This window comes from Paenibacillus sp. RRE4, assembly GCF_031844205.1.
GTDB lineage: Bacteria > Bacillota > Bacilli > Paenibacillales > Paenibacillaceae > Paenibacillus > Paenibacillus xylanexedens_B.
This window is the reverse complement of record NZ_JAUZUT010000004.1, coordinates 256,092-275,299: the sequence shown is the minus strand read 5'-3', so window position 1 is coordinate 275,299 and position 19,208 is coordinate 256,092. Positions and strand designations below refer to the sequence as shown.

The 19,208-nt window shown below is 48.0% G+C and carries 18 protein-coding genes and 1 riboswitch; of the genes, 6 read left to right on the top strand and 12 right to left on the bottom strand.

Annotation, left to right across the window (positions count from 1 at the left end; translation table 11 throughout):
• Positions 1-3: 3 nt before the first annotated feature.
• The 5 genes from Q9R46_RS21275 to Q9R46_RS21255 form a co-directional block, all read right to left on the bottom strand.
• Positions 4-630, bottom strand: coding sequence for a cytochrome (ubi)quinol oxidase subunit III (locus Q9R46_RS21275; RefSeq protein ID WP_090918554.1), 627 nt, complete (start codon positions 628-630; stop codon positions 4-6).
• Positions 627-2,477, bottom strand: coding sequence for a cytochrome c oxidase subunit I (gene ctaD, locus Q9R46_RS21270; protein ID WP_397351799.1), 1,851 nt, complete (start codon positions 2,475-2,477; stop codon positions 627-629). The genes Q9R46_RS21275 and ctaD overlap by 4 nt, the downstream gene beginning before the upstream one ends.
• Before the next feature lie 71 nt (positions 2,478-2,548).
• Positions 2,549-3,601 carry a cytochrome c oxidase subunit II gene (gene coxB / locus Q9R46_RS21265; protein WP_145333880.1) on the bottom strand — a complete coding sequence of 351 codons (1,053 nt, stop codon included), beginning with the start codon at positions 3,599-3,601 and terminating at the stop codon, positions 2,549-2,551.
• 565 nt (positions 3,602-4,166) lie between these two features.
• Positions 4,167-4,922 carry a type I methionyl aminopeptidase gene (gene map, locus Q9R46_RS21260; RefSeq protein WP_311281669.1) on the bottom strand — a complete coding sequence of 252 codons (756 nt, stop codon included), beginning with the start codon at positions 4,920-4,922 and terminating at the stop codon, positions 4,167-4,169.
• 206 nt (positions 4,923-5,128) lie between these two features.
• Entirely contained in the window at positions 5,129-5,317 is a 189-nt protein-coding gene (locus Q9R46_RS21255; protein WP_017690840.1) for a hypothetical protein, read from the bottom strand.
• A 395-nt stretch (positions 5,318-5,712) separates the two neighbouring features.
• On the opposite strand from Q9R46_RS21255, the gene Q9R46_RS21250 reads away from it, so the two are divergent.
• Together Q9R46_RS21250 and Q9R46_RS21245 are read left to right on the top strand one after the other, a co-directional pair.
• A complete protein-coding gene (locus Q9R46_RS21250) occupies positions 5,713-5,985 on the top strand; it encodes a transposase (RefSeq protein ID WP_145333884.1) in 273 nt (90 codons plus the stop codon).
• Between the two features lie 71 nt (positions 5,986-6,056).
• Positions 6,057-6,395, top strand: a complete 339-nt coding sequence (locus tag Q9R46_RS21245) for a DUF4870 domain-containing protein (RefSeq protein ID WP_123067295.1) — start codon at positions 6,057-6,059, stop codon at positions 6,393-6,395.
• A gap of 261 nt (positions 6,396-6,656) precedes the next feature.
• Here the strand turns inward: Q9R46_RS21245 and Q9R46_RS21240 are convergent, their stop codons facing one another.
• Together Q9R46_RS21240 and Q9R46_RS21235 are read right to left on the bottom strand one after the other, a co-directional pair.
• Entirely contained in the window at positions 6,657-8,018 is a 1,362-nt protein-coding gene (locus Q9R46_RS21240) for a nucleobase:cation symporter-2 family protein (protein WP_311281668.1), read from the bottom strand.
• Position 8,019: 1 nt separating this feature from the next.
• Positions 8,020-8,607, bottom strand: coding sequence for a xanthine phosphoribosyltransferase (locus Q9R46_RS21235; protein ID WP_090918567.1), 588 nt, complete (start codon positions 8,605-8,607; stop codon positions 8,020-8,022).
• A gap of 236 nt (positions 8,608-8,843) precedes the next feature.
• Positions 8,844-8,943: riboswitch (purine riboswitch) on the bottom strand.
• A 269-nt stretch (positions 8,944-9,212) separates the two neighbouring features.
• On the opposite strand from Q9R46_RS21235, the gene mscL reads away from it, so the two are divergent.
• Positions 9,213-9,707: a large conductance mechanosensitive channel protein MscL gene (gene mscL, locus Q9R46_RS21230; protein WP_311281667.1), complete on the top strand. Its 495-nt coding sequence runs from the start codon at positions 9,213-9,215 to the stop codon at positions 9,705-9,707.
• A gap of 283 nt (positions 9,708-9,990) precedes the next feature.
• Here mscL and Q9R46_RS21225 read toward each other — a convergent pair whose 3' ends face one another.
• Positions 9,991-10,293 (bottom strand): hypothetical protein, encoded by a 303-nt coding sequence (locus Q9R46_RS21225; protein WP_090918571.1) that lies wholly within the window; start codon positions 10,291-10,293, stop codon positions 9,991-9,993.
• Between the two features lie 79 nt (positions 10,294-10,372).
• On the opposite strand from Q9R46_RS21225, the gene Q9R46_RS21220 reads away from it, so the two are divergent.
• Positions 10,373-11,170, top strand: a complete 798-nt coding sequence (locus Q9R46_RS21220; protein ID WP_311281666.1) for an NUDIX hydrolase — start codon at positions 10,373-10,375, stop codon at positions 11,168-11,170.
• Positions 11,171-12,058: 888 nt separating this feature from the next.
• Here the strand turns inward: Q9R46_RS21220 and Q9R46_RS21215 are convergent.
• Positions 12,059-12,862, bottom strand: coding sequence for a TrmB family transcriptional regulator (locus Q9R46_RS21215; RefSeq protein WP_145333890.1), 804 nt, complete (start codon positions 12,860-12,862; stop codon positions 12,059-12,061).
• A gap of 60 nt (positions 12,863-12,922) precedes the next feature.
• Positions 12,923-13,741, bottom strand: a complete 819-nt coding sequence (locus Q9R46_RS21210; protein ID WP_311281665.1) for a zinc ribbon domain-containing protein — start codon at positions 13,739-13,741, stop codon at positions 12,923-12,925.
• A gap of 355 nt (positions 13,742-14,096) precedes the next feature.
• Between Q9R46_RS21210 and Q9R46_RS21205 the strand changes: the two genes are divergently transcribed.
• A complete protein-coding gene (locus tag Q9R46_RS21205) occupies positions 14,097-16,850 on the top strand; it encodes a UvrD-helicase domain-containing protein (protein ID WP_311281664.1) in 2,754 nt (917 codons plus the stop codon).
• A gap of 116 nt (positions 16,851-16,966) precedes the next feature.
• Positions 16,967-17,335, top strand: a complete 369-nt coding sequence (locus tag Q9R46_RS21200; protein WP_145333894.1) for a hypothetical protein — start codon at positions 16,967-16,969, stop codon at positions 17,333-17,335.
• 231 nt (positions 17,336-17,566) lie between these two features.
• On the opposite strand, the gene Q9R46_RS21195 is transcribed toward Q9R46_RS21200, so the two are convergent.
• Entirely contained in the window at positions 17,567-18,637 is a 1,071-nt protein-coding gene (locus Q9R46_RS21195) for a Gfo/Idh/MocA family protein (RefSeq protein WP_311281663.1), read from the bottom strand.
• A 38-nt stretch (positions 18,638-18,675) separates the two neighbouring features.
• Complete coding sequence (locus Q9R46_RS21190; protein WP_311281662.1) at positions 18,676-19,152, bottom strand: GNAT family N-acetyltransferase; 477 nt, start codon at positions 19,150-19,152, stop codon at positions 18,676-18,678.
• Positions 19,153-19,208: the final 56 nt, after the last annotated feature.

Genomic DNA, 19,208 nt, shown 5'->3' with positions numbered 1-19,208 from the left:
GTGTTACCCCACCTTTCCGAGCAGGTACACGACCGTAAAGATGAACACCCACACAACGTCGATGAAGTGCCAGTACATGGCTGAGACATAGACTTTCGGTGCGGTTACGACCGTTAATCCTTTTTTGAACAGTTGCCCGATAATGATTCCGATCCATACAATACCGAACGCTACGTGGGCTCCGTGGAACCCGACCAACGTGTAGAATGCCGAACTGAAGGCACTCGTGGTCATGCCGAACTCTTTATGTTTCACGTACTCGTAGAACTCGTAAATCTCCAGACCAAGGAATCCCAGACCTAGAACAACTGTAATCCCCAGCCACAAAGCCAGTGAATTTCGGTTCCCTTTGTGCATCGCCTGAATGGCGAATACACTCGTCAAGCTGCTGACCAAGAGGATGAACGTTGCTGCTGCCACAAGCGGCAGATGGAACAGTTCATTCGCTGTAGGTCCATCATTGGTCTGCCCGCGGAGTGCCAGGAAGGTCGCGAAGAGTGTACCAAACAGTACCGTCTCACCGCCAAGGAACAGCCAGAAGCCAATCAGCTTGTTGCGTCCTTCCAGCGTTGCCTTCTCTGGTTCATGCGGCAGTTTGCCGTTTACCGGCTCGGCATGTGAGGTTGTCATGTTCTCGCCCCCTTCTCGTCCTGATCCTCGGGTTCAATGTGCCAGCCGTGATCGTCATATAATGAGCGCAGTGCCATCGCACCAAATGTAATGAGAAGACCGATAATAAGCACGATATAATTATTGAAGATGATATTCATGAATTCCAATTCGAATGTGTCTTTGCTGAACATCAGTCCAAGGCCGGCGATAAAAATACCTACCGACATCACAAACGGCAACGGTGTAGCAGATGGCATATGAATGGAACCTACCGGCTCCGCCGGAGTCATCTCCTTGTTGCCTGCCATCTTCTCTTTCCAATATGCATCGATACCACGTACCAGTGGTGTTTGTTTGAAGTTGTACTCTGGCGGCGGCGATGGAATCGTCCACTCCAGTGTACGACCGTCTTCCCACGGATCGTTTGGTGCATCGATTGGTTTCTTCGTCGTGATGACGATGTTCACCAGGAATATAATGACCCCTACGCCCATGAGGAACGCCCCGATGGAGCTAACCAAGTTAAGCAGGTCAAAATCCTGATTCGGCAAGTATGTAACAATCCGGCGCTGCATCCCCATCAGACCGAGGAAATGCTGTACGAAGAAGGTCAACTGGAACCCGATCATAAATGTCCAGAATGTCCACTTCCCGAGTGACTCACTTAGAATACGACCAAACATCTTCGGCCACCAGTAATGAAGTCCGGAGAATAATCCGAGAACCAGTCCGCCCACAATTACATAGTGGAAGTGAGCTACGACAAAGTACGTGTCATGGAACTGGAAGTCTGCCGGGGCAGAAGCCAGCATGACACCGGTAACCCCACCCATAACGAAGGTTGGTACAAATCCGACAGCAAAGAGATTGGCCGCCGTAAAGCGAATCTGTCCACCCCACATCGTAAAGAGCCAGTTGAAGATTTTGATCCCTGTCGGTACAGCAATCAGCATCGTTGAGATCGAGAATAACGCGTTAGCCACGTTACCCAGACCTGTCGTAAACATGTGATGCGCCCAGACCATGAAGCCCAGGAAGGCAATCAGTATGGTTGCAAATACCATAGAGCTATATCCAAACAACCGCTTACGCGAGAAGGTTGGAATAACCTCCGAGATAATGCCGAATGCCGGCAAGATCAGGATGTAAACTTCCGGGTGTCCGAAAATCCAGAAGATATGTTGCCAGAGCACGGGGTTACCGCCACCTGCAACATCGAAGAAATTCGCACCGAGAATACGGTCAAACGTCAATAATACAAGGCCTACCGTGATGGCAGGAAAAGCAAACAGGATAATTGCTGATGTAATAAACGTGGTCCAGGTAAACATCGGCATCCGCATATAGGACATGCCTGGCGCACGCATGGTGATAATGGTAGCCAGGAAGTTAATCCCCCCGATAAGTGTACCCAGACCGGCGATCTGAAGACCGATCGTATAGAAGTCTACACCGTGTGTTCCGCTATACTCCGAACCGGAGAGAGGTGTATATGATGTCCAGCCTGCGTCCGGCGCGCCTCCCATCACCCAGCTCAGATTGAGCAACAAACCACCGAACAAAAATGTCCAGAAGCCTAGAGCGTTAACAAAAGGGAACGCTACGTCACGTGCCCCGATCTGCAAAGGGACTACCGCATTCATAATGGCAAAAATAATCGGCATGACGCCAAGGAAAATCATCGTAGTTCCATGCATCGTAATCAATTCATTAAACACTTGCGCCGATACAAAATCGTTCATCGGCTTCATCAGTTGAATCCGGATCAAAATGGCTTCTATACCGCCAATGCCGAAGAAAAGTCCGCCTGCAATCAAGTAAAGAACGGCGATTTTTTTGTGATCGACGGTGGTGATCCAGTCCATCAAGCCCTTGTACCGCTTGACGCTATGCGCATGAGCCAAGGTTGTGTACCCCCTTCTTCATCCTTGCTGTTCTATTCGTAGTCCAATTTGTAATTGGCCAAATATTCGGCAATTCCGTCGATTTCTTCATCCGTCAGTCCCAGACTCTTCGGACTTGGCATCGTATTGCCCGGCTTCACAGCTTGTGGATCATGAAGCCACTCTTTCATGTTATCCAGTACCGGTTTACCTTCTTCCTGACCTTCCCGCTGATTCAGCAAAATACCTGCAACGGATTCCTTACCTCCGATACCTGTAAGGTTCGGTGCAACAGGTCCGCCCTGATCGCCAACAGCGTGGCAAGACAGGCAGTTCGTTTTGAATTTCTCAGCAAGCTGTGTGTCCTCAGGAAGAACAGCTGGCGCTTTCATCGCGTTAACCCAGCGGTCAAAGGACTCCTGGCTAACAGCCTTAACTTTGAATTCCATGAAAGCATGAGATCTACCGCATAACTCGGCACATTTACCACGGTAAACGCCTTCATTTGGAGCAGAGAAGCTGAATTTGTTCAGTGTTCCATCCGGGTTTGTGTCCATTTTGCCCGCAAGTGACGGCACCCAGAAGGAATGAAGCACGTCCGCGGTTTTCAATTCGAATGCAATTTTCTTTCCGGTCGGGATGATGAGGTCTTGAGCGGTGGTTATGTCATACTGAGGATAAGTGAATTCCCACCAATACTGATGTGAGGTTACCTGGACCTTAACTGCGTTTTTGTCATTCGTCAGATCTTCACCGTGGGCGAAAATCGTCTGCACTGTTGGTACAGCCAAAATAATGACCAGCAGAAGTGGAATGGCTGTCCATATTACTTCCAGCTTGAAGTTTCCTTCAACCTGCTCAGGCATTTCGGTCTGCCCTGCTCGTCTGCGAAACCTGATCAGGACATAGGCAGCAATCGCAAATACAATGATGAGCACCACGATCATAATCGCAATAGACAGCTTCATCAGATCTAATTGGTCTTGCGCCACAGGACCCTGAGGTTTCATTGCCGACAAGTCTTCCCGCCCGCATGCGGATAGCAGCAAAGAGAACACCGCCAGCAAGGGGAGAATTCGCTTTGCAACCTGCCACTGTTTCATCATTGATCTACCCCACTTTTTTACGTTTTCGTAGATTACGTTGTCGTCGGTACAAAGCCAACACATGTACGTTTCAGCACGATACACATAATCCTCTTCATCATATAGGATGCTTACAAAAATAACGCTTCCAGTACTCCCGTCATTTCCTGTCCAGGGCATGTCTGCGCATTCTTCCAATTCATTCTATATGCTTCAATCACTTATTAAATATAAGTTGAGGGTATGATTTTGTCAATCTTTGGACACATGTTCACAAATTGTTCACTTTATGTATAAAACCGCATCACAACTTGGTTTGCAAACGATTTCACTTAAAAGTATTACAATTAACCGCTGAAAAATTTTGCCAAATTTCGGTGATGATATCAGATTTCTTGGCGACTTTTATCACAATAAAAACATGCAATATTATGCAAAAAGAATCTTCGACTTTTCAGGAAACGATTACCACACCAACTGGAAATGGACGATTCTGCCCCATGGACCTTCGATTCGATATTTGCATGGAGCATTCACGCCAGCTTTACAGCATTACGATCATTCAATATAGAGTGAAAATTTTCGTTTAAGTTCCATCCGTTAGAATCAACGGCCCATCCTTGGTAATGGCTACGGTATGTTCATACTGCACGCCCCAGCTTTCATCCAGCGTTCGGACTGTCCAGCCATCCTCATCCCACACCACGGCCCCGGAGCTACCCTTCGTGAATATGGGTTCAATGGTTATGACCATGCCTTCGGCAAGCATCATTCCTGTTTTTCGTTTTCCATAAGGCAGTACATTCGGTGGCTCGTGGATATATTGCCCTATGCCGTGGCCGATAAGCGGTTTGACGATCCCGTATCGGTATAACCGTGCCGTTCGTTCAATCGCGCTCCCAATATCTCCAAGTGTATTGCCGGGAACGGCCTGTGCGATCGCCTTATATAGCGCTTTTTCCGTACGTTTCATAAGCCGGCGAATAGATCTGCTCGGTTCATCTATAGCATATGTCCAGGCCGAATCAGCAAGCCAGCCGTCTTTATTCACTACCATATCAATCGTTACGACATCTCCACTTGCAAGTGCCTGGCTTCCGGGAAACCCGTGACAAACCACTTCATTGACGGAAGCACATGTAGCGTAAGGATACCCTTTATACCCTTTCTGCTCAGGTGTGGCTCCATGATCCGCGAGGAAAGCTTCGACAAGCTCGTTAATCTCCGCTGTTGTGGTACCCGGAACCATGTACCGTTCAATATGTCGATGGCATTCCTTTAATATCCGTCCCGCTTCCCGCATGTAGCCAATCTCTTCTCTGGTTTTCAATATAGGATCCACATGCCTTCATCCTTCCTGCTGTCGGTATACTTCCATATATATGCGAGAAATTCAGAACAAAGCCCCTAAAGTGACACCAAAATCCAAGATAATATAGAACCATGCAAATTGACTCCACAAACGCAAAAAAAACCGTCTGCCGGAGCCAAGGCCCGAGAGACGGTTCTATTCATATTGGAACAGTATAATCAGAAGTTGGTGTTGTTTCAGGATACGGAAGAATCCATCTTGACAAGTTCATGCTCAACGACAGAAGTCAATTCTTCCTCATATCCACCCGTAATCCGGTATTTTCTCACATACTCCTTCACGAATTTTTTTGGATCTTTAGGACGGAAAATCCGAGTCATTTCCCTCAAACTTTCTTTGACCTCATTGTGACCTTTCGTTGCCATTGTAATTCCCTCCCAAAACGTTGAAAGTGAATGCTCCGTTTAGAGAACGCCGAATAAGTCTTAAATGCCATTCATGAAGTTGTGTGCGCGGCTTAAAGCAAGCTTTAGGTCGGGAACCTCGCCGAATAGCAAGTACCTGACACTATAAATACCCGATATGATTCAGGTTGAATCATAATCTTATTGTATCATATTCGGAACCTCGTTACGACTTGACGATTTTTCCTAATATATATAACGGTTTTACTGCCCAAAAAGTTTAATTCCGAATCATATTTAATAAAATGTTTATTCTATACGGATTAATCTATCCAGCATAACCCCCAACTATTCGGGGGATATTATCTTGGATCACCAAATCAGTTAACTATATGGAACTAAAAGGAGGACCTGTTATGGAACGCAAAGAACAGGATATGTTGCCCCTTTCGCATGAAAAGGTTGAGGTCGACGGCGTATATATCAATGAAGCCGGGCAGGAAGAGCACCTTCACCGGGGGCAAGAGTTTCCTGCCGATCTCGTACTTGGCAAAACCGAATGGAAGCTGACAGAGTATGCATTTGATAATCATCACGAAGGAAAAACAGATGAGCGTCTGGTGCCCAAGGAAGATGATGAAGATAAAAAAGGGAAAATAACCAGCCCTCGCAGACAGATTCAAACTTAATCCATTCATAGGTTCAGTTCTGTCCACCTCCTACATAGCCTATATAAAAAGGACAAAGGAGGCTGGGCCGAATGTCTCCCATGAAATCGTCCAGCGGTCTGGATGAAAATATAGCCGGAATGTTGTGTTATTTATTCACGTTTGTAGGCGGCATCATCTTTCTAGCCGTGGAGAAGCGCAGCCGATTTGTCTTGTTCCATGCCCTTCAATCCGTGACGGTTTTCGGACTGATTATGGTTGGGCATGTATTGTCGACCTTTCTTCCACTGTTTGGTCCACTTGTAGCTTCACTGTTATCCCTGCTTGGTGTAATCGTATGGCTCCTGACCGTCGTTACAAGTCTGCAAGGAAAATGGCTGAAACTGCCTTGGGTTGGTGATTTTGCCGAAAAGCAGATGCGGCACCTATAATATCTTATCGTGCAATAACAAGAAAACACCGAAACAATGGTTTGTGCTGAACCCATTGTTTCGGTGTTTCCTGTGCGTAAATTATGTTAACTGTCCAACATGAAGGTTAATTTATACTCATCGCATTGATATTTTATAACGTGAATAATATATGAAATAAATCATTCATATCCTGAGTCAAAATACGTTATGCCATGAATGATTCATCATGTACGCTTTACATAATAACCCTTCTGACCAAGCATCAGAGTAAAAGTACTTTTATGCAGTCTTGCTGTTCTCCTGAGCCATCTCATCCGTATGCTGTGCAGCCAATTCGACGGCTGTTTCTTTACTGCCGAGTCCATTAAACAACAAATTCATAAAGATTGCTGTAAAGCTACCTGCAATAATGCCATTGCCCAGCATAATCTGAGCCCATGCTGGTGCACCTGCGAACAACTGAGGCACCACCGTTACCCCCAGCCCCATGCCAACAGAACAAGCAATGATGAACAGGTTCTCATGACGGTTCAGGTCCACCTGACTGCCAATGATGCGGATACCCGACGAAATCACCATACCGAACAATGCCACCATGGCACCGCCAAGCACTGAGCCAGGTACGAGCTGAGCCAGTGCAGCAATTTTCGGGACAAAGCCAATAACGATCAGCAAACCGCCTGCAACAACGATGACATCACGTGTCTTCACACGTGTCATCTGTACAAGCCCTACATTTTGCGAATACGTCGTATAAGGGAAAGAGTTAAAAATCCCCCCAAGCACGATAGCCAGACCCTCTGCACGATATCCACGCGCCAAATCCTTGGAAGTCAGACCCTTGTCCAACATTTTACCCAGCGCCATAAATACGCCCGTAGATTCGGCCACACTGACAATCGCAACAAGAATCATCGTCAGAATAGGAACAATCTCAAAGGTCGGTCTTCCGAAATAAAACGGCTGAACCATATGGAACCAGCTTGCATCAAGAACAGGGGCAAATTTCACCTCACCCATGAAGCCAGCAGCCACCGTACCAACGAAAAGACCGATTAATACAGAGATGGAGCGTACAAAACCTGTAGTGAAACGGGTCATTAAAATAATGAAGATGAATACGCCGAAACCTAGCAACAGATGTATACCGCTACCGAAGTCTTCTGCATTCTGGCCCCCACCTAAATCGGTGAATGCAACAGGAATCAGGGTCAGACCAATAATGGTGACCACGGAACCTGTAACCACTGGCGGAAAGAGCCGAATGAGTTTGCCGAACAAACCGGAGAAAATGAGAACGAACAGACCGGAGGCAATAATGGCACCGTAGATGGCAGATACGCCGCTGCTCTTTCCGATCATAATCATCGGAGATACGGCCTGAAAGGCACAGCCCAGCATAACTGGCAGTCCAACGCCGAAATATTTATTGCCCCAGACCTGAAGCAGAGTGGCTACGCCGCAAGCCAACAAGTCGATCGCAATCAAATAGGTAAGTTGCTCCTGTGTGAATCCAAGTGCGCTACTAACAATAAGCGGGACGATGACAGCTCCTGCATACATCGCAAGTACGTGTTGCAAGCCAAGTGAGAAGGTTTTGGCCGGATGCCGGTGACGCTGAAAAATACGTTCGCGTGCCATATTAGTTCGTGCCCTCCTCATCTGCAAAGGTTACTTGTCCATCGGACAGTGCTCCAATACGAACCAGGGATTCCACGCGGTAACCCGCTTCTTTCAACAGACGGCCTCCCGGCTGGAATGCTTTTTCAATCACGATCCCGATCCCTACGACTTCCGCACCTACCTGTTCTACAATGCGAGCCAGACCAAATGCGGCTTCGCCGTTCGCCAGAAAATCATCAATAATCAGCACACGGTCACCAGGGTTCATAAACTTTTTGGCAACAGTAATTTCATTCGTCTCCTGTTTGGTAAAGGAATACACTTTCTCCACCAAAATATCTTCCGTTAGAGTAAGTGACTTCTGCTTGCGGGCGAAGATCAGCGGAACGTTCAGTTCAAGTGCCGTCATAATGCCCGGCGCAATCCCGGATGATTCAATCGTCAGCACACGTGTAATATTCTCTCCTTCAAAACGGCGGATGAACTCTTTGCCAACTTCCTTCATCAACACCGGGTCCATCTGGTGGTTCAGGAATGAGTCTACTTTCAGTACCTGCTCGGACAGGACAATGCCTTCCTGTCTTACTTTGTCTTTTAACAATTGCATCGTTTTTTTCCTCCCAAATGCCCTCTACCGCCATGTACAGTCTGCTCCGCAATATCTCTCCCGTGTAAAAAACAAAAAGCCCGCCTGTCCACACCTGCGGCTTGAACCGGAGACGGGAAAGACGGACTTGTTCCTGTACGGACACAAGCCGCTCGAACACTGCAAACGCCATAGGGTGAGGCTGAGGAAGCATACCTAAGTATTTATTAGGTAGACCTGACCATAACCCACGCAGAGCGTAGAAGCATCCTTCCCGTAGTCCAATCATTCCGGTGATCGGGTAGAGACATGCAGGCCTATTCCTGCACATATACGAGTAACGGCTATTCAATTCATTTTGGCTTCACGATTCGTATCCATGTATAATTGCGAACCTGAATGTAAAAGTGTAATCTCACTAACAATGTTAGAAGTATACCGAATTGGCGGCTTGAAATAAAGAGGTATTTTCATGGAATTTGCGGAAACGATGTTTCTTTTGCATAATGGGGATGATTGATTTTCATTTTTTATGTACAATATGAGAACAAAAGCGTGTACTTACAGGATTAATCCTTGGAGAAGGCGTGCTGAATCTATATTAGTCGTTAAAGGAGATTGTCACAATGAGAGGTATACTGAAAGAATTTAAGGAGTTTGCTGTTCGCGGCAACGTCATTGATCTGGCGGTCGGTGTAATTATCGGAGCTGCTTTTGGAAAAATCGTTACGTCCCTTGTGAATGATATCATCATGCCACCGGTTGGGAAACTGCTCGGCGGAATCGATTTCAGCCAAAAGATCATTAACCTTGACCCTGACGTAAAGACAGCCGATGGACAAGACATCACAACACTGGCTCAAGCCAACGAAGCCGGTGCCACCGTCATCGCTTACGGTCAATTTATCAATGTGATGATTGATTTCATTATCGTGGCGTTCTGTATCTTCATGTTGGTTAAGGGCATTAACTATTTGAAGCGCAAAGAGCATGCCAAGCCTGAGCCGAAAAAAACAACGAAAGCCTGCAAGTACTGCCTGTCTGAAATTCCGGCTGCGGCTACTCGTTGTTCCCAATGCACTTCCCAGCTCGAGGCTGAAGGAAGCAACGCTCCGGCATAATGATTGGATTTATTATTGTGTAGAGCGAACAATTAAATAAAGCAAAACGCAGGTTTGGTTCTTGATACAGCGATGCCATCTAAGCCAATGTACGCTTATGTATTCATTATTGTTCTGCATCTATAGAGCATTTAAGCATACTCATTCTTGTTTGATCGAAACTATTTAGCTATGCATAAGCATATAAAGCACATCAAACCTGCGAATGTCCAGGTTCCACCTTAAATGGTGGGACCTTTTTTTATTCATTGTGATTACTTTATGCCGGTCGTGCGTCTCTTATTTAGAAACGTTTTGGTAGCAAGTGTTCCAGAATCGATTTGAGATCTTTGTCTTCCTTGTAGACCTCTTCGCCGGTATCCAGTTCAGTAACCCGAATGTATTCAAAATTGGCGCTGGCATCCGTCGGTTTAAACAGCAACTGTGCTTCGTCTTCCAAACGAACATGAAATCCCATGTCTTTAAACATCGTCGTAAGCTGACTCGTGGCCGGCTCCTGACCTTGCCCTACAAAGATAAGTCCCCTAAGCGCTTTACGCTCCTGAGGTTGCGGATAAATCACCTGAAAGTGTACAATGCATTCCATACAATCGTTCCCCTTTCGTTAAAAAAATAGTTTGTGAAATTTTGAACTTTAAATTCTGCTATATAAGGAGATACGTTTCATGACCCCAGAACGTTTCGACATTTATAACGATCAGCAAAAATGGATCGGTACAGCACCCCGTAACGAGGTTCATGCCAAAGGATATTGGCATCGTTCCTTTCATTGCTGGATCGTGCGTGACGAAGGCGACAAGCGCATGGTTCTGTTTCAGCGACGACGGGATATTAAAGATACTTTTCCCGGATATTATGATATCACAGCGGCAGGCCACCTCGTAGCCGGTGAACAGCTACAGGATGCACATCGTGAACTCGAAGAAGAGCTCGGTGTGCATACCTCATTCGATGCACTGACTTATTTGTTCACGGCTAGGCAACAGCTACAGGGTGAGGTGCGTGGTATTCCGTTTCTGGATCGGGAATTCAGTGCTGTCTATGGTCTGTGTCTGAACCAGCCACTGGAGTCCTATGTTCTTCAGGCTAGCGAAGTGGATAGTCTCTATGAAGCGCCACTGGATGACTTGCTCGCCCTGTTCCGCCAAGAGAAAGATGCCGTGCAGGCATCTGGTGTGCGTGCGCAACAACGGACATTTGTGCAAGAAGGTGAAGCCTTATCTACACCATCACAGGATAACACACCTATATCCACATCCCCACGAACTGGTGAGTCACTGTCTGAGTGCACCCAAGAAATCACAATGACATCAACCGACCTTTCGTCCAATCATGGCGATTATAAGCATTCCGCCAGTGCTGCACGCCTCATATGCGCAGTAAGCACGGCGGATTTTGTGCCGCATGGCTCCACGTATTATATCGACGTACTCGAAGCTTTGAAACGAGTACATGGGGTCTAACTTCATTTTCTCAAAAATAGCATCACTTCATACCTTTAACCAGTACCTAGACCAATCAATACCTCATATATTCCAGTAACATTACCCTCTAGGTATTCCAGAAGCATTCTTTTACTATCAACCGGATGGCAAACCAATGCTGTAACAAGCATCACTGCATTTTGGTTCTGAATTGTATCGTTGTACTCACGAACCACCTAAAGCGAATGTGCACGAGCTTGGGCTCAGAAAAATTCTAACGATCACAGGGAACGTTATTTGCCCCATTAATGGGATGTCGTGAAATGTAACGATCACCAGAGACGTTATTTAGGCGAAAATGGCTTCAGTTGCGCTAAAAAGGTGGTTTTTGGACGAAATAGCGTTCCTGAGGATCGTTAGAATCTGAAAGAGGTGGATTTCGCCAAAATAAGGCTTGTGGTGATCGTTAGCGCTCAACGCTCAACCATAACCTTTCGAGTATGTGATAGAGAAGAGGCTGGAAGGTGTCGTGCTTTGCTCTACCTTAAGGTTCCGATGACGCATCATTCGTCGCATGAGCAAAGCAGAATTTAAGGGGAAGTGACCCAGGATAACAGTTAAGGCAGGACCACAGTTACGCGCGATAACAGTTACAAGAGGATGGTCAAGGTTGAGTTGACACAAAATAACAAAAAAAAGGACGAGGTCACAGTGAACATCCATTCACGCCTCGTCCTTTTGCTATTTTTTCAGCTGCTACTTTAGTTTTAATCAAACTTGCACGTGCCTTGCACTTGCACTTGTTCTCATACTTGTCATCCGCTACATGTTTACTTTTTCAGCTGTTACTGTTTTTACTTTGTCATCCCGTTCTTGTTCTTACGTACGAGTTCTCCCGTAAGAGTTCTTCTCTTACTGCACTAACTGTCACTTCTCACTCTCCGGCGCAGGGGTAGACCAGTACCGTTCAGCAATGTCTGCGTACCGACGTCCGTAGCGATCCTCCAACTCCTCACCCATATCCTGCTCCAGTTCATACAGCACCAGTTCTTGTGCAAAATGATTCAGTAGCAATCCGGTCATTACCGGATGTGCCGTGACCACGGCCTGCGTCGGGCATGACTCCCCGCGCATGCCCAGCATGCACCAGCGGCGATCTACAACGAGCGAGAACTTACGCCCGGTATCCATGCCATGTGACGGCAATCCCGGCAAAGGAAGCGGCTGATCCACCATACCTTCCCCACCTTCACAGGACCACAATAAGCGCACCCCACGAGCCTCAGCCTGCTGCAAATCCTCTCGCAGCAATTCTGCTTCCTCGCGCCACACATCCACCACAATCTCGTGCTGTGCTGCGGCAAGTTCACGACTCAGATTCTCCAGAACATTTTTGTCGCCTTCGACATTGTAAAATACAGGTTTCTCCGGTTCGCTCTTCGGCATACTTCGCTCGACGTAATCCAGAGAAGTGTGCATCTGATCCGAGATCATGCGTGTCATCTCTTCCGGTTTCAACATGCTGTACTTCGCAGGTTCTCCCGGACTGCACCGGAGAAATCCTCTGGATTCCAGTCGTTGCAAGGTCGCATATACATTGGAACGGGACACGCCCAGCCGTTTGGCTACCTCATATCCAGAGGCTGATCCCTGGCGGGCTAATTCCACCATAATTTTAGATTCCATCTCGGTGAACCCGAGATGACGTAGATGATGCAGCAGTTGGTCCATATTTCTGTCCCCCCATGCTGTCAGCAACCAGCACTGCCTGACGGCAGCACGTCTACTGCATCAAATCTGCTCGGCTCCGCAACGCGGGCACCACTTCGAGCCTTTTGGCAATTCGGATGCACAAATCTGACACTTCACCATTTCACGTGGCACTTCCGTCTGCACATCTACGGTGTTCACAATCGGATTGTTTTCTTTCCAATAACGAATACGCTCATCCAGCTCCTGCTGACGCTCACGTTCCCGTTGCATCTCCTCTTCTCTGCGGCGTTCCCACTCAGCATCGAATGCTTCCTTCTCTTCGATCGTAAACTCGGTGCTGTTATATCCCGGTTCCGTATCCAAATCAGCAATCGAAGGGATAACCGTATGATACGGCTCGGTCTCTTCATGTTCTTCCGCAACCGGCGGTGCGTCAAAAATCGACTGTTCCGCAACCGGGTTCTGTGCAGCTGCCGTCTCGTGATTTGCCGTTTTGGCAACCCCTGCGGCTCCGGCCGCTCCCGATGCAGCTGCACCCGGTTTGGATTCGCCCAATTTGCGTCCACACTTCGGACAGAAGTTGGCATCCAGTGATGCGACGTGTCCACACTCACACAGGCGTTCGTTCTTCAACTCGGCAATCTTGCTGCGAAGAGCGTCGATCTCATCCTGCAACTCGTCACACAGATTAGACAGATCCACCATTTCCTTTTCAGCGAGCGTCATATCCTGCGCACGATAACCTTCATAGAAAATGCGGCCCATATCGGTAAAATGGACTTCTTGTTCCTGTTGCAAGCCCACAATCTGATTGTTCAATTTGCCAATCTCAACGGCATGCTGAGCACGCTCTGTTGCTTTGTTTGCTCCGTTTTTGATGCGCTGAAGCAGTTTCATCACAATTCCTCCTCTGTCCCGTCAAAACAATATCATGATCATTTTTCATTAGTTAGCAGGTCAGCAATTCGCAACAAGCGAGTTGCCCTGGATATATAACTTATACGATATGAAGCCAAAAAGTTGCGAAAAATCGCGCTGCCACCCCATTTTATGCGGATATTGGATCAAAAGAGGGGCTTTCGTCAAGACCATACGTTCGGTATAATGGAACTTTGACTCCATATGAATGGAACACGCAGGATTCGCAACTTACTCTATCTTACCAATTTACAATGCGATTGTGAAAAGGGCAAATTCTTTACTCTTGAACGGGATTGTTCAATCCCTGAATGTATACAGAGGTGGATGAAACATGTTAAGTCCGAACTCAACGTTCTACCCCCGTCCGCTCGGGGTCACCCCCGCGTCCTCCTTGCCTCAATCCCCCTCGGCTCCGCTGGAAACCAGCCGGCAGCTTGTGGGTGATGATCAGCAGGACGCCTATTATTTCCGATCGCTTGAAGAAGCCGGCATCAAACTCAATGGCCCGCAAATCTCGGCTGTTCGCCATGGCAAAGGCCCTATACTTACACTTGCAGGAGCGGGCTGTGGCAAAACAACCGTACTCGCTGCGAGAGCAGGCTACTTGATGGAAGTCAGCGGTGTACACGCGGGCAGCATTCTGCTCGTAACGTTTACCAACAAGGCCGCTGCCGAGATGAAAGACCGGATTGCTGCCCTGCCGGGCATCAGGCCTGCTGCAGCAAGAGCGGTACAGGCCCGCACCTTCCACTCGTTTGCGCTGACTTTATTGCGCCATTACGGGGTGCAAGAAGACATTTTTGGTGAGTCACGCGCCCAGCATACGGTGCTGAAAATGCTTCTTCGCCAGAATGGCATGAGCGAGGCGTTTCAACCGGAGAGTCTGCTGGCGATGCTGTCCGCCTGGAAGATGCAAGGTTCAGACACGGCAGACTTGCCGGAGAAAACGCAGGATGAGCGCGATGCCAAGCGGGTACTGCTCGGATACGAAAACTGGAAACAGGATCGCGGCAAAATGGATTTTGATGATATCCTGCTGCGCGCGGCTGCGCTCCTTCGTGATCCGGCGGTGTTAAAGCCGCTACAGCGGCGTTTTCAATACATTATGGTTGATGAATTTCAGGATACAAACCGGCTGCAATACGAGATTGTCCAGATGCTCGCTGGAGCACACCGCAATCTGATGGTTGTTGGGGACGACGACCAGACGATCTATACGTTCAATGGCGCACGGCAGGAATCGATTTTGGAATTCGATAAAGTATACCCAGGCGCACGCATCGTGACGCTGGATATTAATTATCGCAGTGATGCTCGTATTCTGGGACTCGGCAGCGAGCTGGTCGCACGCAATAAACGTAGACGCGACAAACGGCTGCGTGCGGCAGGACAACGCGGCGATGCGCCCCGGTTCGCTACCCCATCTAACGCCGAGGAGGAAGCAGCCTGGGTCGTGAATCAGATCTGTGAGCAGGTGCAGGAAGGGCAGTTTCCATATCGGGACATTGCTATTTTGCACCGGACAGCCAGTAGTAGCCGGGCGGTATTTGAACAATTGGTGCTGAAGGATGTGCCCTTTGTACAACACGGGGCCGCTCCGGTCTTCTATGATCAGTCCCTGATCAAACCGTTAATGGACCATATGCGCCTGTCTCTGAACCCGCGAGCGATGGATGCTCTGCCAAGCGCACTCGGTCCGCTGTATGTGTCCCGTGATGCAGGACTGGAGTATATCCAACGCTGCGAGCAGGAGCAGGCCAAGAAATATCCGCTGATTCATCTGAGCAAATGGGACAAGCTGAAGCCTTTTCAACAGGAGCAGGTCAAGGAACGCATCAAATTAATCAAATCTCTGCACAAGCTGAAGCCGATTATCGCGATTCAGGAAATGCGCCGCCAGTTCTACGATAAGTATATGGAGAGCGGCGACCCGACTATTTTTACTCATTATAAGGAAACGATGCTGGAAACACTGGATGAATTCGAAGCGGCTGTCAAAAAGTTCGAAACCTTGGAAGAATTCGTACAATTCGCAGACGAGTTGTCCCGCAGACACCGCGAAATGGAATCGCTACGCCGGGCGCAGGATAGTGATGCGGTACAGCTCATGACCATTCACCGGGCCAAGGGACTGGAGTTCCCATGTGTGTACTGGATCGGAGCCAGTGAAGGCATTGTGCCGCACAGTACCGCCTTGCGTCAGGATATTCCGGAAGATCAGAAGGCAGCGCTCACCGTGCAACAGACGGATGCTGAATTGGATATGGCTCTGGAGGAAGAACGCAGACTCGCTTATGTAGCCATTACCCGCGCGAAGCAACATTTATATGTGACATCACCCGCGAGCCATCACGGCAAACCGGCTGATGTGTCGCGTTTCTTGCTGGAAGCCTTCGGCATGGAGGTTCCGTACAAACGTAAACCACGGGAAGAAGCACATAGTGGCAACCCGTCTTCATACGGGAATCATGGACATACAAGCTACAGCAGAAACAACAACGGAAATAATCAGAGCAATGGTAAAGATAATGTTAACGGTAATGGAAACGGAAACGGGCAACATCGAAGCAACAATGGAAACTGGAAAAGCACCGGGAATGCTGGAGACAACCGTGTACGTGAAGGTAACAAGGGTCGCACAGATACACGGACCTCATCTTATACGAAACATGATCGACAACGTAGTGCGATAAACCATAAGGATCATCGGGAAATGGAAATGCTGGATGAGCGGGATGAGGATCGCCTCAGCGAACAGCGCGGCAGTGGAATTATTCGAGATCATAAAGCCTTTAGCACTCCAGGTCTCCATCCAAAAATTACTGCTACAACCTCCACTTCGAGTACTTCACGGCATTCTGATTCTGCTGGGTCAGGTACAAGCCAAGCCGAGCGGACAGAAACGGTGGCGATCTGGAAATGCAGTTCAGCTACATGCAAAGCATGGTTGAGGCAAAAACCTTCGGTACCGTCCGGTAAAACTTCGAAAAAAGCCACCTCCGAGGCCCCCGTCTGTCCACTATGTTCAGGAACAATGATCGCTGGCACCCGGCAGGTTCCAATGACGAATCGATTTGGAAAATAGAGAGGCATCTTCTTCGTTTCAGGGCGCTTGTTGCTGTTTATTAACAGTAGAAGCGTCTTTTTTCCAATTCAACTGTAAAACGGTCTTTTTTTCAATAATGAAATGGGGGTTGGATTATGCAGGAAGGTAAACAACATCTGTATGTGTCGGTAACTCATAACCTTATTGAACGAACAAGAAACGAATCTACTCCGTTCGAAGTCCTTCTGGATGATGGACAATTGGCAACATTGCAAGATCTGATGAAAGTGCTTGAGGATGGGGACGACTACTCGTTACAGCGGGCACCCGTACCTTACAAATCGGCAGATCACGACGACGGTAATGAACGATTTACAGACGGTATAACGATGCTGTACACCTTCATCTATGATCATGGTACAACGGAGACCAGACAGGCTATAGAGGACATGGACGTGCTTCCAAAGCTTCAGAATACGGATTACGATGACCCGGGATATGAAAACTCACCAATGAATAAATAATGGAATTAAATGATGGATTGGCTAATTTATGAGTGGCACTTGGCATGAACCATCTAACATGAAATGTAACCATCCAACAACCAAAAGCAATAACCCTCCTTCTGCTCCATTTACCATTTAGAAGGAGGGTTATTTTGTCAGCGGAATTTCCCGCGAGAATAGTCATGATCTAACTTTCCGTTATTATTTATTTTTTATATTCGTTCTATTTTATATTTATATTTTCAACGTCTAATCCAAACGTACTTCCTGCCCTTTTTCGGCAGACTCGTAGACGGCACACAGCATGCGCGTGGAGGTCACCCCATCCGCAATCGGGCTGATGGGCGGCGTACCGTTCAGGCAACATTCTACAAAGTGATCGATCTGGTTCTGGAATGCACCGTGAATATCCAGACCGGAATGATCTGTCTGCGGTTCGATGTTCATGATGGTATCATGTTTCTCGGTGACAATCAGTGTTTTGGGCTCCAGTTCAAATCCACCGCGCTCACCGTACAGCTTAACAAAGGATTCATCCTCACGGGCATGGAGGGTAAAACTCACATCTACCGCCAGAGAAGCGCCATTTTCAAAACGAATCAGAGCATTCGCCATATCTTCGACATTATTGATCGCAGCACTGTAGTCTGCCGCCTTGTAAAATGAGAGATGTTCCACATTCGCACGATTGCCGAGTTTGCGATACGTATTCCCGCTAACGGATACAGGCTTCGGTCTACCCATGAGATACCAGCACTGATCGATGATATGTACACCCAGATCAATTAATGGGCCGCCGCCGGAACGAGCCTTGTCCGCAAACCAGCCACCCGGATTACCCAGACGCCGCAAAATCGACGCTTTTGCATAATACAGCTCGCCAAATTCGCCCGCATCGATAAATCTGCGCAACATCTGCATGTTGTTATCGTACCGCCGTACAAAACCCACAACAAAGGTACGTCCGCTTTTTTTCACCGCTTCCTCAATCCGCAGCGCGTCTTCCACATTCGTAGCCACCGGCTTTTCCAATAACACATGTTTACCTGCTTCCAACGCCGCGATGGCAAATTCCGCATGCGTATTATTCCATGTACAGATACTCACCGCATCGACATGCGGGTCTTCCAGCATCTCACGATAGTTCATATAAACGGACTGAGCGTCATACTTCTGTGCAGCCGCCTTGGCCCGTTCCTCATTCAGGTCACAGATGGCATAGATGACGGCATCCTCATTTTTGGCATAACACCTCATATGAAGATCCGAGATCGAACCTGTGCCGATCATACCGATATGCAGCATTTGCTTGGTGCTCATCTTCGTCCTCCCTCCCTTTTCCAAAACTTCGTTAACGTCTAGTCTGCCCGTAGCATGCCTTCGTAAATACCCGGTGTTGAATTTTCAATCTCCACCGCGCCCAGCGTTCGTTTGTAGAAGTCCATCGGCCCAGCCGATCCGATAATCGCGTAACCGTAGCCATCTGCTCTCATCGCATGCATACAAGCCAGTAGCAAGGCAGTCCCAACACCTTTTCCACGGGCATCCGGGCTTACGCCAGTAGGGCCGAAGAAATTACGGCAGGTCGCTTCATAACAGGCAAAACCAATCATTCTTCCATGCTCCAGCGCAATATAACAGGTCACAGGCTGACGCGCAAAAGCGACATCGCATTCATCTACCCAATGCTGGTTAAAATGGGTTCTCACCCAGTTCAGCACCTGCTGTTTCTCCGGAGCAATGGCTCTGCGAATCACAATGGATGCAGCCTTCAGTTTCTCCAGCCCGCCGTGTTGCTCAGGCAGACGATAAAGCGCGACCAACATATCACTCATCGGTTCGTTTCCTCCTCATCTGGCACGGAATGATCCGCATACTTTGAAATTAACCT